This window comes from Paenibacillus albidus (assembly GCF_014644435.1).
Classification (GTDB): domain Bacteria; phylum Bacillota; class Bacilli; order Paenibacillales; family Paenibacillaceae; genus Paenibacillus_AQ; species Paenibacillus_AQ albidus.
The window spans coordinates 356,009-369,106 of sequence record NZ_BMKR01000001.1 but is presented as its reverse complement, the minus strand read 5'-3'; the positions used below and the strand labels follow the sequence as shown (position 1 = coordinate 369,106).

Sequence of the window (13,098 nt, the reverse complement as noted above, 5' to 3'; positions counted from 1 at the left end):
CGCTGAAGACTGATGCAAACCGCTCTGCTGGAAATGCGGGGGATTACCAAAGTGTACCCCAATGGCGTCGTTGCAAATAAAGACGTTCATTTTTCTTTGCGTGAAGGCGAGATTCATGCGATTGCCGGAGAGAACGGTGCCGGAAAATCGACGCTGATGAAGATCATGTTCGGCATGGAAGAGCCCAGTGACGGAGAGATAGTGATCAAAGGTGAAAAAGTGAAGCTGCAATCGCCCCAGGACGCCATTGACCGGGGGATCGGCATGGTCCATCAGCATTTCATGCTGGTTCCTTCTTTTACAGTTGCAGAGAATATGGTGCTGGGCATGGAACCCCGCAAAGGGGTAGGCATTAATTATGCCGAAGCTGTGCGCATGACTGAAGAAACGGCGCGGAAATACAATCTGGCCGTTAATCCCAAGGCTAAAGTCGAGGACCTTACAGTCGGCATGAAGCAGAAGGTGGAGATCCTCAAAGCGTTGCTGCGCGGGGCGAAAATCCTGATCCTGGACGAGCCTACGGCTGTGCTGACTCCACAGGAAACGGAAGAGTTGTTCCGCGAGCTGAAGCAGCTTAGGGAGCAAGGACATACCATCGTCTTTATCTCGCACAAATTAAAAGAAGTCAAAGCCATTTGCGACCGGATTACCATTATGCGCGGCGGAGGCAGCGAGGGTGTCTTCGAGACGAGAGATGTAAGTGAGCAGGAAATCTCGCGTCTGATGGTAGGCCGGGATGTTGTTCTTAAATATGACAAGGACCAGATGGCTTACGGCAAACCGGTGCTCACGGTGGATCAGCTTGAAGTGAATGATCCGCAAGGCAAAGCGCTGCTGTCGAAGATCAGCTTTTCGGTACGGCAAGGCCAGATTGTAGGGATCGCCGGAGTCGAGGGCAACGGGCAGACTCAACTGATTGAAGCTCTGACCGGCGGCCTGCACGGCGTCTCCAGCAGCGGGACGGTACAGGTGAACGGTACGGATATCCGGGAAGCGGATATTCTGGGGATCCGCAAGCTGGGGGTTTCCTATATTCCCGAAGACCGGATGCGTCAAGGGTCTGCGGGAGAGGCCAGCATTTCCGATAATCTGATCTCTACACGCTACCGCTCCAAAGATATGAACAAAGGTGTGTTTCTGAACGGCTCACGGATTGCCAGCCTGGCCGCTTCGCTGGTAGAGGAATTCAGGGTACGTTGTTCCGGTCCGGCGCAGCCGATTGGGATGCTCTCCGGAGGCAATATGCAGAAGGTGGTGGTGGCCCGTGAATGCTCTACAGGACCACAGCTGCTGATTGCCGAGCAGCCCACCCGGGGCGTGGATATCGGCGCAGCCCAGTTCATTCACCAGAAGCTGCTGGAGCTGCGTTCGGAGAATTGTGCTGTTTTGCTTGTCTCGGCGGATTTGAACGAAATTCTGGAGATCAGTGACACTTTGCTTGTCATGTATGAGGGGCAAATCGTTGCCTACTTTGAGGAGCCTTCCAAAGTCAGCGAAGAGGAGCTGGGTCTTTACATGCTGGGCATCAACCGGCAGGACGAAAGGCAAACCGGGAGGGCCATAAACCATGTTTAAAGTAAAATATTTCGAAATTATCCGGACGACGGCGGTCATTCTCATCGCTTTGGCCATTGCTTTCCTGATCATCTCACTGGTGAGCGATCATCCGGTGAAGACGATTGGCATCTTTCTGCTGGAGCCGCTTAACTCCAAAGCACATATCGGGAATGTGATTGAAATGGCCATCCCGCTGATGTTCACAGGCCTGGCCGTATCGCTGCTGTTCCGGGCGAACATGTTCAACCTGGGTGCAGAAGGGATCTTTTATTTCTCCGGAGTAGTCACTTCGGTATTGGCCATTCATCTAACCCTGAGCGGATCTCTGCATCCTGTAGTAGCCATTCTGGCAGGCTCTATTGTGGGCGCACTTTTGTCAGCCATACCCGGTATACTGAAGGCCAAATGGAATGCCAATGAGCTTGTCACATCCTTAATGTTCAATAATATATTGTTCGGGATCGGACTCTATCTGCTTAACTATCATTTACGCGACGCCAAGGCGTTTGCCAATGTCTCTTATAAGTTCGAGAAGACGGCACAGCTTAGCAAGATTTTTCAAGGCACACGTATTCATACGGGATTGATTATCGTTCTGGTGCTGATCGTGGCAGCCCACTTGTTCCTCTACAAAACCAAATGGGGTTATGAGCTGCGCATGACCGGGGTAAACCGGGAGTTTGCCCGCTACTCGGGTATGAAGACAGCCAAAGTAATAATTCTGGTTCACCTGATTGCCGGGTTTATTGCCGGGATGGGCGGTTCGGTTGAGGTGCTGGGGATGTATAACCGTTTCCAATGGACCTCGCTGCCGGGGTACGGGCTGGATGGGGCCTTAGTAGCTATGCTGGCCAAAAATAACCCGCTGTCCGTTATCGCATCCGCTTTGTTCCTGGCGTATATCCGCATAGGTGCCGACCTGATGGCCCGGCTGTCCGATGTGCCTTCCGAGATGATCTCGATTATCCAGGCGGTTATTATTCTGCTGATCTCGGCTGAGCAGTTCCTGAAGTTCTGGAAGAACCGGATGCTGCTGAAGGAGGCGAAAAACGCATGAACAGTTTGTTGAATGTCATTTTCACAACGGACTTTGCGTTTTCACTGCTCCGGGTGACGACACCCATTCTGTTCGCGGCGCTGGGTGCACTGATCTCCAATCGGGCAGGCATCATTAATATCGGGATGGAAGGCATCATGCTTGTTTCGGCTTTGGCCGGGGTAATCGTGAGTGCTTCTACACAAAGCGCATGGGTAGGGTTGCTGGGGGCAGTGTTGTCCGGGACATTAATCGCCGGAATCTTGGCTTTTTTCACCTTGAAGTTCAAGACGCATATTATTCTCGGCGGTGTGGCGATTAATATGTTCGCTTCCGGAGGTACGGTTTTTATTCTCTATCTGCTTAGCGGAGACAAGGGGTCCTCCACATCTTTGGCCAGCAAAGTGCTGCCCAGTGTGGACATTCCGCTTCTGAAAGACATCCCCGTGCTGGGCCCGATTCTGTCGGGACATCATATTCTAACCTATCTCTCGATCCTGGCCGTGTTTGTGGTGTACTATCTGCTGAACCGTACGCCGCTCGGATTGCGCATTCGTTCGGTGGGGGAGAATCCGCATGCGGCCCAGTCCGTAGGGGTAAGTGTGGTCAAAATCCAATATACCGCGCTGCTGCTGAGCGGATTTTTTGCCAGTCTTGGCGGGGCCTATATGTCGATGGGTTACCTGTCGTTGTTCACCCGCGATATGATCGCCGGACGGGGCTGGATTGCCATTGCGGCTGAATCGATGGGCCGAAGCACGACCGTAGGTACGGCGTTGACTTCGCTGCTGTTCGGTGCGGCGGATGCGCTCTCCAACGCGCTGCAGGTTCTGAAGATTCCTGCGGAGCTGATTGCCACGCTGCCATATGTAGCAACGGTCATCGGACTGATTATTTACGCCGTATCCGAGACCAGGAAAAAGAACAGAAAACTTAAAGCTCCGCTGACAAAATAGACTTTACAGAGTACAGGGGACCGCAATGGATAGATATACACATGGAGGAGCGAGACAACTATGGCTACACCTATCATTATTGATTGTGATCCGGGGCATGATGACGCGATTGCCATCCTTCTGGCGCTTGCACATCCTGAGCAGCTGGAGATCCGGGGAATTACAACGGTTGGAGGCAACCAGATTCTCGATAAAATTACGGACAACGCACTGAAGGTGCTCAGTTTCGTGAATGCGGATATTCCGGTAGCCAAAGGAGCGGCCGCGCCGCTGCTTGGCAAGCTGGTTACGGGTGAAGTAGCACACGGGGAATCCGGTATGGACGGGCCGCTACTGCCGCCAAGCAAATTTAAGCCTGTGGAGCAGGGCGCCGTCGAGTTCATGCTTGAATTGATCCGGGCTTCTGAAGAGAAGATTACGCTTGTGCCGACGGCACCGCTAACCAATATCGCCTTGCTGCTTACGGCCTATCCGGAGGTAAAGGACAAAATTGAGAAGATTTCACTGATGGGCGGCGGATTGGCGTACGGCAATGTGACCACAACCGCTGAGTTCAATATCTATGTGGACCCGGAAGCGGCCCGCATTGTATTTGAATCCGGTATTCCCATTGTCATGAGCGGTTTGGATGTGACAGACAAGGCGGCTATTTTTGAAGAGGAGATTCTGGAGCTGAAGCAGCGTGGCCCCGTCTCGGTCATGGTTGGCGAGCTGCTTGATTTCTATTCCATCTATGGTAAAAAAATGGGCTATGTCGGCAGTGCGCTGCATGATCCCTGCGCGATTATGTGGCTGCTGCACCCCGAACTGTTTGAATCGGAACAGTTATACGTTACCGTGGAGACTGAAGGCAAGCTGACGCGGGGAATGACCGTGGCTGACCGGAGAAAGAAACCGGATCATCCTGCGAATACGGAAGTGCTGCTGGGTGTCGACCGTGAAGCGTTCATGAAGCTGCTGTTCGATGCACTGGAACGGCTCGACCGGGAACAGCTCCCGGTTCAAGGGGACTAATCGATGGCAGGCTGGGAAAGACTTCAGGAAACCGTACGGCTGGAGATGATCCAGCGAGGTGAAGAAGGCTGCCGCACGGACGGGTTCGCGGATAAGCTGGCGGCTGCGGGTGATGACGAGGTACAGCTGATGTTGGTCTACCAAGAGCTGATGGAGCTTACGGTAGCAGACGATTTCCCTTATCAGGAGCCGTCCGGGCTTGCGGACATCCGCAGTCTGCGCCCGGAGGGGCCGCGCAAGCTGCAGCCGTCATGGAGCGAAACACAGTGGCGGGACAAGTTCTACGGGGCCTGGCTGGGACGCAGCGTAGGCTGCGCGTTAGGCAAGCCGCTGGAATATTGGGACTATCTCTATGGCAAAGACGGCCGTCCCGGCTGGGAGAACATTGAGCTGTGGTTCCGGGGTGCCGATGCTTGGCCGATTAAAGGTTATACCCCGGAACATTCGCGGGCAGAGACAGAGTATGGATTGGGCCTAAGTGATTGGTCCTTCACGAGTACGCGTGAGAAGATTAACTTCATGGAGAGCGATGACGATCTTCGCTACACGCTGCTGGGTCTGCTGCTGCTGGAGCAGAAGGGGCTGGACTGGGATTCCTGGGATATCGGGAAGCTGTGGCACAGCCGCTTAACCTACAGTCAGGTCTGCACGGCAGAGACGCAGGCGTACCTGAACTTCGCGCAGGAAACTTCCCATCTGCATGGGGAGAAGCCGGCGGATTGGGGACAGCGGCAGGAGCGGGTGCGGATGCACCTGAATCCGTACCGTGAATGGATCGGCGCGGCCATCCGTGCGGATGGGCTGGCCTACGGTGTGGCCGGACATCCGGAGCTGGCGGCGGAGCTGGGCTGGCGGGATGCTTCATTCTCCCATGTGAAAAATGGGATCTATGGGGAGATGTTCAACGCGGCGATGATCGCAGCGGCTTTCGCCGAGAGCGACAATGAGCGGATCATCCAGATCGGGCTCAGCGAGATTCCGCAGACGAGCCGGCTGGCTGCCGATGTGCAGCGCGGGATGGAAATTGCCCGGGAGGCGAGAAGCGAACGGGAGCTGGTGAGCAAGCTTTGGGATACGTTCAGCCATTTGGACCCCGTGCACACCAACAATAATGCAGCCATAGTGGCGGCTTCCCTGATCTATGGCGGAGATGATTTCGAAAAAGCAGTGGTCACTTCCGTCTACGCAGGTATGGATACGGATTGCAATGGAGCAACCGTCGGCTCCATTATGGGTGCAAAGCTTGGAGCGGCACTTCTACCTGAGCAGTGGACGGCGCCGTTAAATGATACGCTCTACGCCGACCTGATCGGCTTTGATCCGGTGCCGATCTCGGCCTGCGCGGAGCGGAGCTACCAGGTGTTCTTAAAGCTGCGTGGAGAAGGATAACAATAACAGGATATACTATGAGGCGTATAAGACTGCTTGAATTTACAAGCGGTTTTATACGCTTTTTAGGCTATATATCAGGCTCTACGTCAAAATAAGCGGTTGACAGACTTAACTGACCGGAGAAACGTTATTTCGCGAAATCAGCTCATTTTTCTGGTCGAACGGACTGAGGAGCCGCTAAATGATCCATTGATCCTCGTTTTGGGCTAGAGATCATACAATAAGAGCACCTGTGTCCGTATAAAAGGACAACCCCCTTCGTTGCCTCAAATAAGATCCCCTGAGTCCAGCTTCCTTGCACAGTCGGTCCCGGTTTCGAGTGGTTGCCGGGACCAAGTCAACCGCTGATTATGGATTTGATATATATATCATGAACTAAAGATTGTACCGGAAACAGCGGCCGGAAGTCCAAACATTCAGCGCAGTTACGCTTATGCTGATTAGGCATTTCTTTTGTTCTACTTGTATAGATTTAAACGTTACTTCCTATTTTTTCTGCCCGGCAGTTGATATTGGCTTAAAGCTGTTTAAGAAGCGCTCTATTCCGGCAACATTGGCTTTCTCCTGTTCAAAATCGTATAAATCTTGCGGCCTCACCGACACGGCTCCACTTTTGACTTCCTTCATTTTGGCATAATAAGTTTTTTGCAGCCGGTCATAATCCTTTTTCGAGACGGCCTTTTTATTGAAGCTGTAATTCTCATATTCGTTGCCTTCATCATCACTGCCGCTGAAGGTGCTGATTTCTGTGGAAAGCAGACTCGTTCCATTCATACGAATCGCATAGTCACCTCCCGACCAGCTGATTGCGCTGCTGCCGCCGTCCTCACCGATATATATGTATTCCCCGGTTTTGCTGATTTTGTATAATTTAAGGTTATTCGATTTTACGGAAAAAGCGCTCATGCCAAGATTGAAGTTGATCGGACTTTCTTCGCCTTGCCCATCTCCAGATTGCTGGAGCTTTACTACTTTACCGTTACGGAAGGTTACGGCTGCTACAACGGTGTTGACCGTTCGATAACTCTCCCCGGCAATAAGCTCCGGAATGCCATCCCGGTTCAGATCGATCAGGACCACTTCAGCATCTTGCGAGTTGAGATGCCCATTATCGGATTTCATCATTTGCTTAATATATTCCTTATAGGAAGCTTTCCAGTTGGGAGCCGCTGCCCCCGCAGGTACACTCCATAAACCTCCTGTTAGGGTTATTGCTGCAGTTGCAGCAAGGAGCGTACGTGTTATTTTCTTCATTTTATTTCCTCCGATATCGTGGTGTAACGTTTTATTTGTCTTGTATAGTTTAGCAGAAGGTTCCAGTCTGATCTATTAATTTTTGAAAAAGAGTGACACAGCCATTAAAATATCTTATTATTTAAAGAGATTTTTTAATGAAACAGGTTTGTAATATTTGTAGTACAAGATTCCGGCGGCAAGCGGCTTTTATAAAGGCAGATTCGAGAGGGGGAGGACGGTATCCTGGCGCTGAACAAGGTTAGCAAAAGCTACAAGCTGAGGGATGGTGGGTACCTGGCTGTCGATAATGTGTCACTTAAGGTTGAACCAGGAGCTATTCACGGAATTATCGGTGCCAGCGGGGCCGGTAAATCGACGCTGCTGCGGCTGATGAATCTGCTGGAGCAGCCTGATCAAGGGACTGTTACAGTGGGCGGCCGGGAGCTGACCGGTATGCCGGACAAGCTGCTGCGCCGGGAGCGGCAGAAGATCGGGATGATTTTTCAGCAATTTAATCTGGTGGGTAACCTTACGGTCCACCGGAATGTCTCCATCCCTTTGGAGCTTGCCGGTGTATCCAAACGGGAGCGGTTCAAGCGGATGCGGGAATGTCTTGATTTTGTGGGACTTGCGGATAAGGCGGAGCAATATCCGGCCCAGCTGAGCGGTGGACAGCGGCAGCGGGTCGCGATTGCCCGGGCGCTGGCGAACGAGCCGAAGCTGCTGCTGTGCGATGAACCCACCTCTTCGCTGGACCCCTCGACAACGGCCGATATTTTGGGCGTCCTGAAGCATATTAAAGAGAGTCTGGGCGTAACCGTTGTGGTGGTCACACATGAGATGGAAGTTGTGAAGAGTATATGCTCCCACGTGTCTGTGATGGAAAGTGGACGGCTCATTGATTCCTTCTCCCGGGCAGAAGGCGAGTTCAGTCCTCCTCAGATCGCCAGCTTATCCTACCGGGAGCAAATTCTCGGTAAAGCAGGGAATAGCTATGTTTGAGGAAATGCTGAAATATCAGACGCAAATGTGGGAGTCTATCGGAGAAACCTTTATTATGGTGGGGATTTCGGTTGGGGCTGCGCTGCTGCTGGGATTGCCGCTCGGGACACTGCTTTATTTTTGCCGCAAAGGGCAGCTTTATGAGAATCGAACCTTGTCGTTTGTGCTGAACAGTATCGTCAATATTATCCGGTCGTTTCCTTTCCTGCTGCTGGTGGTTGCCCTGATTCCGGTCACCCGCCTTCTTGTGGGGACGGCGATCGGGACTATAGCGGCGACAGTTCCCCTGTCCATTGTGGCGATTGCCTATTATGCCCGCCTGGTGGAGCAATCCTTGCTGGAGGTACCCAAAGGAACCATTGAGGCCGCGCTGTCGATGGGAGCTTCAAAGCTTGCGCTCGTTGTTAAGTTTCTATATGTGGAAGCCCGTTCAGGTCTGGTGCTGGGACTGACGACTTCCACGGTGAGCTTTATTTCCTTTTCGACAGTAATGGGGGTTGTTGGCGGCGGCGGGGTGGGCGATTTCGCGATCCGCTACGGGTATCAGCGTTTTGAGACTGAGGTAATGGTATACGCAATTCTCGTAATGATTGTGCTTGTGCAGCTGGTACAGTTCACCGGCGGGACACTGGCAAGACTGCTGGATAAACGTTAGAACACTTAGAAATACCGGAATATACAACAATGGGGGCTCGATAGTCTAATGAAAAAATCAATGATGCTCATACTTACCTTAATTATGGTATTAATGGTCGCAGGCTGCGGAACGGACAATAAAAAGGCTGACAATACAGCAAACGATACAGCAGCAAACAGCGGAGAACTTGTTGTACTCAAAGTGGCCACCCTGATTCCGCCGATGACGGATATTCTGGATATTGTGAAACCTCTGCTTAAAGAAGACGGGATTGAGCTGGAAGTGGTGGTGCTGGCCGATAACGTGCAGCCCAATGAAGCGCTGGCCAATAAAGAAGTAGATGCGAATTTCTTCCAGCATGTGCCTTATATGGAGCAATTCAATGCCAGCAAAGGGTCGAAGCTGGTGCCGGTTCAACCGGTTTATGATGCTATTTATGGCGGTTATTCCAAACGCTACAAGGATATTGCCGAGCTTCCGGAAGGTGCAACACTGGTGATGGCCAATGACCCTTCCAACATCGGACGTTCCCTGCAAATGTTCGCTGATGCCGGATTGATCGAGCTGAAGGAAGGGGTTGGCATTCAGGCCACGCAAGCGGATATCGCCAGCAATCCCAAAAACTACAAGTTCGAAGAAGTGGATCTGCTGATGCTGGCGCGAATGCTCGATGATGGAGATCTTGTAGCCATGACTCCCGCTTATGCCAGTCCGCTTGGACTGACTCCGAAGAAAGATGCCTTGATTACGGAGCGTGAGGATTCCGAGTTCACGATCACCGTGGTGGCGCGTGAAGACAACAAGGATTCTGCGGCCATCCAGAAGCTGGCTGAACGGATCAGCGGTCCTGAAGTGAAGAAATTCCTGGAGGATAACTACGCGGAGATTGCGTTACCTGCTTTTAAATAACCTGATATAAAAAAATAAAAAAAGGGCAAGCTGGGCGCGTTTCGCGTAGGCTGGCCCTTTTTTTGTGAGGTTACGGTCAACTACTCGGCTTCCCGCAGCCGTTCTACAATAGTTGCTTGGGATAACGTTTTATAGGCTCTCAGCGTCACTGTATAAGCGATGATTAACAACACAGGAACGGTGAGGATGAACGGCAGCCAGCTCATGCGGAATACCGTAAATGCTATAGCGTCCGTGATGCTTTTGGATATGCTGTATGTCAGCAGCACCCCCAAGGTTGAGGTGATAAGTGTGGTAAAAAGCACGTTGTATAGTCCTTCATAGATCAGCATACGTTTTAGCTGTTTTTTGGTCATGCCGATGCTCTCCAGCACAGCGAACTCATTTCTGCGTGAGATAACCCCGGTGAGCACCGTGTTCACATAATTGAGTACACCGATGAGGGCAATGACTATGCTGAGACCATAACCTATCGTTTGAAAAATGCGGATGAATCCTCCAAGCTCCTCTTTGTAATCTTCTCTGGATTTCAAAGACAGTTCATCGGCTGAGCCAGTTAGTGCTTTGGCTGCTTGTTCCACCATGTCGAGCTTAGCCGGATCAACGTGCAGTGTGGCGGAAACGATCATGGCCGGATCGCTGCCCTTGGGCAGTTCCTTCTGCAGCTCAGCAGCAGGGAGGAAGGCGTTATAGCCATTTGCGGAAAAGCGCTTTGTTGTTGCAGCATATACCGCATTTTGCCTTAAAAGTGCCATTACCTCAAAGCTTTTTCCTATACCCGGAAACGTGATTTGATCTCCGGGATGATAATAGGTGTTTACCGGTGAATTTTCCGGCAGACTGGCCTCTGCAATTAACACATATTGTCCAGTGTCGAGCCTCTGCCTGTTAAATGAGCCTTCGATCACATCCTTGTCCACCAGCTCATACCAACCGGAGTCCAATCCATACAGATCGGCAGGGATGATGCCGTTAGCCAAAGTAGACGAAACAACAGGGTCAGGATTGGGTCCCGCGACGAAGGGTTCCAGCACAGTCCGGGCAGCCTGATCCAACGGAGTGGGCTCATATCTGTAGTAGACCTTGTCCACAGTTTCTACACCGTCAATCTTGCCGAGAGTGCTGCACAATTCCTCCGAAATTTTATAAGGGTCACCGTCACGGTGTGTTCGATAATCGACCAATACTTCATTCCGAATAACATAATCACCGGATATAAAAGTACCCAGATATTTATTGACGTCAAACGAAGTGATGACTGTAAAGATCGTACTGAACAAGACGATACTGAGTGAAAGGGAAGAGAGCATCAGCACCAGCTTTTTTTTGCTTCTGAACAGATTGGATAACGCCATATTATGCAGCTTGGCGCCATGTCTTGATTTCTTGACTTTCTTTTTGCCGATGTTGCGGATTCCGGCGAATTTTACGGCTTCTACCGGCGAGATCCGCGCGGCCATCCGGCCCGGCTTGCTTGCCGCCATCCAGACGGTGATATACGAGAAAGCTGCTGCCCCTACGAAAATCCATGGACTGGCAGAATAGGCAGTGTCCGCAGAACTGCCTGATATGGAATAAGCCATAGGAATAACCAGACGGCCCAGCATATACCCTAAGCCTAACCCGAAGGGCAGGGAGATGGCATATAGCCAGTTGGCCTGAATCGAGATAATCCTTTTTAACTGCCTTGGTGTAGTTCCGATCGTCTTCAGCAGCCCATAAAATTTCACATCCCGCACGACCGAAATATAAAAGATATTGTAGATCAGCAAATAGCCGCTTAGCATGGTGATGAGGACTACTACTGCATAAGGTACTATATTTATGAGGTTCTCGGACAGAGAGACGTTAGTGTAGGCGTAATTCACACCGTAAGGCACCTTCAGCTCTGTATCGGCCAGCACTTGTTTGAGCTTTTTTTCAATGTCAAAAGAGTTGTTGAAACTCACACTAAGCTGCGATGTATTGATATAAGAGCCCTTCGCCTCGGACAGATCGGGGTCAATTCCGGAAAGATGCTTCCGGGTAAAAGCTTCTGAAACAAAGGCCAGTCCCGACATGGCCAGGTTTTTGTCCGTTTCATAGTACCCCGAGACCTTAAAGTCCTGTCTGATTACCTCTTTTCCTATATCAATGTCCAGTTGTACATATTGGCCGAGCTCATGTTTGGCTCCAAGCATGTCCAGCTCCCAGGTATTCAGGACAATTTCATCCTCGGCAGAAGGCAATCCGCCTTCAATAAACCGGATAAATCCGTGTTCGGCAAAATTTTCATCGATGCAAAGTACCTCTACCCCTGTATTTTTGAATACCTCATTTTTCACATCACCCGTATGGAGGGCCGTGGCATATTCTTTGATGGAGGGGTGACTCCGCAGCTTCTCAAGTTCCGCAGGGTTTAGATATTTAAAGCTTCCATGAAGATCCGTGCCAACGGTCCGCATCTGCGCGCGTTCCATGGATTTGTTGATACTCAGGGCCATGGTAAATACGGCGGTGATCAAAAGTGTAGTCAGCACGATGGCACAGACGATAGTGAAGTTGCGTGTCCGGTTGGCTTGCAGGCTTTTTTTAGCCAGATGAGCGATGGTCTTACGGTTATTCGTGCTGATCATGGCTGGCTCACCCCGGAGCTGCGGGGTTGACCGGAGACAATGATACCATCTTCAATACGGATAATGCGGTCAGCAGTCTGGGCAATTTGTTCGTTGTGTGTAATCATCACAATGGTTTGGTTGAATCTTTCGCTCATCTGCTTGAGCAGTAAAAGCACCTCCTGGCTGGTTTTGCTGTCCAGGTTGCCGGTAGGTTCGTCTGCCAGTATGATTGACGGTTTGGTTGCCAAAGCTCTGGCAATTGCCACCCGCTGCTGCTGGCCACCAGACAGATTCGAAGGCAGATTATTCACCTTCTCCTGCAAGCCCAAAGTGCGGATGACCAGATTAAGATACGATTCGTCGATTTTGCCTCCATCCAGTTCAATAGGCAGCACAATGTTCTCCCGCACATTCAGGATGGGGACCAGATTGTAGTTCTGAAACACAAACCCCACCGATCTGCGCCGGAAAATGGTCAGCTTCTCATCACTCATCGCAAAAATATCGTTCCCGTCCACGTAAACCTTGCCCTCTGTGGCCCGGTCCAGTCCGCCAAGCATATGCAGAAGGGTGCTTTTGCCGCTGCCGCTGGTGCCGACGATGGCGACGAATTCCCCTTTTTCCACAGTCAGCGATACGCCGTCCAGGGCTTTAACGATGGTTGAACCTTTTCCGTAGTATTTTTTTAAATTGTCTATCTGTAATATTGGCATGTCGGTTCTCCTCCATTGAGATTAATCTGTCCACTGTCTTAAAGGTAAC

At 51.2% G+C, this 13,098-nt stretch carries 11 protein-coding genes; 8 read left to right on the top strand and 3 right to left on the bottom strand.

The features are described 5' to 3' along the window. Positions 1 to 12 precede the first annotated feature (12 nt). Genes IEY53_RS01625 through IEY53_RS01605 form a run of 5 tightly spaced genes read left to right on the top strand, consistent with a single transcriptional unit; the run spans position 13 to position 5,952 of the window. The gene (locus IEY53_RS01625; protein ID WP_189021864.1) at positions 13 to 1,575 is read left to right on the top strand and encodes an ABC transporter ATP-binding protein; all 1,563 of its coding nucleotides are present in this window, start codon (positions 13 to 15) and stop codon (positions 1,573 to 1,575) included. Further along, on the top strand, positions 1,568 to 2,614 hold the full coding sequence (locus IEY53_RS01620) for an ABC transporter permease (protein WP_189021863.1): 1,047 nt from the start codon (positions 1,568 to 1,570) through the stop codon (positions 2,612 to 2,614). The genes IEY53_RS01625 and IEY53_RS01620 overlap by 8 nt, the downstream gene beginning before the upstream one ends. Then, a complete protein-coding gene (locus IEY53_RS01615; RefSeq protein ID WP_189021862.1) occupies positions 2,611 to 3,549 on the top strand; it encodes an ABC transporter permease in 939 nt (312 codons plus the stop codon). The genes IEY53_RS01620 and IEY53_RS01615 overlap by 4 nt, the downstream gene beginning before the upstream one ends. A 60-nt stretch (positions 3,550 to 3,609) precedes the next feature. Beyond that, positions 3,610 to 4,563 carry a nucleoside hydrolase gene (locus IEY53_RS01610; RefSeq protein ID WP_189021861.1) on the top strand — a complete coding sequence of 318 codons (954 nt, stop codon included), beginning with the start codon at positions 3,610 to 3,612 and terminating at the stop codon, positions 4,561 to 4,563. Between the two features lie 3 nt (positions 4,564 to 4,566). Continuing rightward, positions 4,567 to 5,952 (top strand): ADP-ribosylglycohydrolase family protein, encoded by a 1,386-nt coding sequence (locus tag IEY53_RS01605; protein WP_189021860.1) that lies wholly within the window; start codon positions 4,567 to 4,569, stop codon positions 5,950 to 5,952. A 489-nt stretch (positions 5,953 to 6,441) separates the two neighbouring features. Here IEY53_RS01605 and IEY53_RS01600 read toward each other — a convergent pair whose 3' ends face one another. After that, positions 6,442 to 7,209, bottom strand: a complete 768-nt coding sequence (locus tag IEY53_RS01600) for a hypothetical protein (RefSeq protein WP_189021859.1) — start codon at positions 7,207 to 7,209, stop codon at positions 6,442 to 6,444. A 222-nt stretch (positions 7,210 to 7,431) separates the two neighbouring features. Here IEY53_RS01600 and IEY53_RS01595 point away from each other — a divergent pair, with 222 nt between their 5' ends. The 3 genes from IEY53_RS01595 to IEY53_RS01585 are packed head-to-tail and all read left to right on the top strand — an operon-like array spanning position 7,432 to position 9,739. Further along, positions 7,432 to 8,193, top strand: coding sequence for a methionine ABC transporter ATP-binding protein (locus tag IEY53_RS01595; RefSeq protein WP_189021896.1), 762 nt, complete (start codon positions 7,432 to 7,434; stop codon positions 8,191 to 8,193). Further along, a complete protein-coding gene (locus tag IEY53_RS01590) occupies positions 8,186 to 8,848 on the top strand; it encodes a methionine ABC transporter permease (RefSeq protein ID WP_189021858.1) in 663 nt (220 codons plus the stop codon). Before IEY53_RS01595 ends, IEY53_RS01590 begins: the two co-directional genes overlap by 8 nt. A 48-nt stretch (positions 8,849 to 8,896) precedes the next feature. Beyond that, positions 8,897 to 9,739, top strand: a complete 843-nt coding sequence (locus IEY53_RS01585) for a MetQ/NlpA family ABC transporter substrate-binding protein (RefSeq protein WP_189021857.1) — start codon at positions 8,897 to 8,899, stop codon at positions 9,737 to 9,739. A gap of 80 nt (positions 9,740 to 9,819) precedes the next feature. Here IEY53_RS01585 and IEY53_RS01580 read toward each other — a convergent pair whose 3' ends face one another. Both IEY53_RS01580 and IEY53_RS01575 read right to left on the bottom strand, forming a co-directional pair. Further along, positions 9,820 to 12,354 carry an ABC transporter permease gene (locus IEY53_RS01580; RefSeq protein ID WP_189021856.1) on the bottom strand — a complete coding sequence of 845 codons (2,535 nt, stop codon included), beginning with the start codon at positions 12,352 to 12,354 and terminating at the stop codon, positions 9,820 to 9,822. Next, on the bottom strand, positions 12,351 to 13,049 hold the full coding sequence (locus IEY53_RS01575) for an ABC transporter ATP-binding protein (RefSeq protein ID WP_189021855.1): 699 nt from the start codon (positions 13,047 to 13,049) through the stop codon (positions 12,351 to 12,353). The genes IEY53_RS01580 and IEY53_RS01575 overlap by 4 nt, the downstream gene beginning before the upstream one ends. Between the last annotated feature and the right edge of the window lie 49 nt (positions 13,050 to 13,098).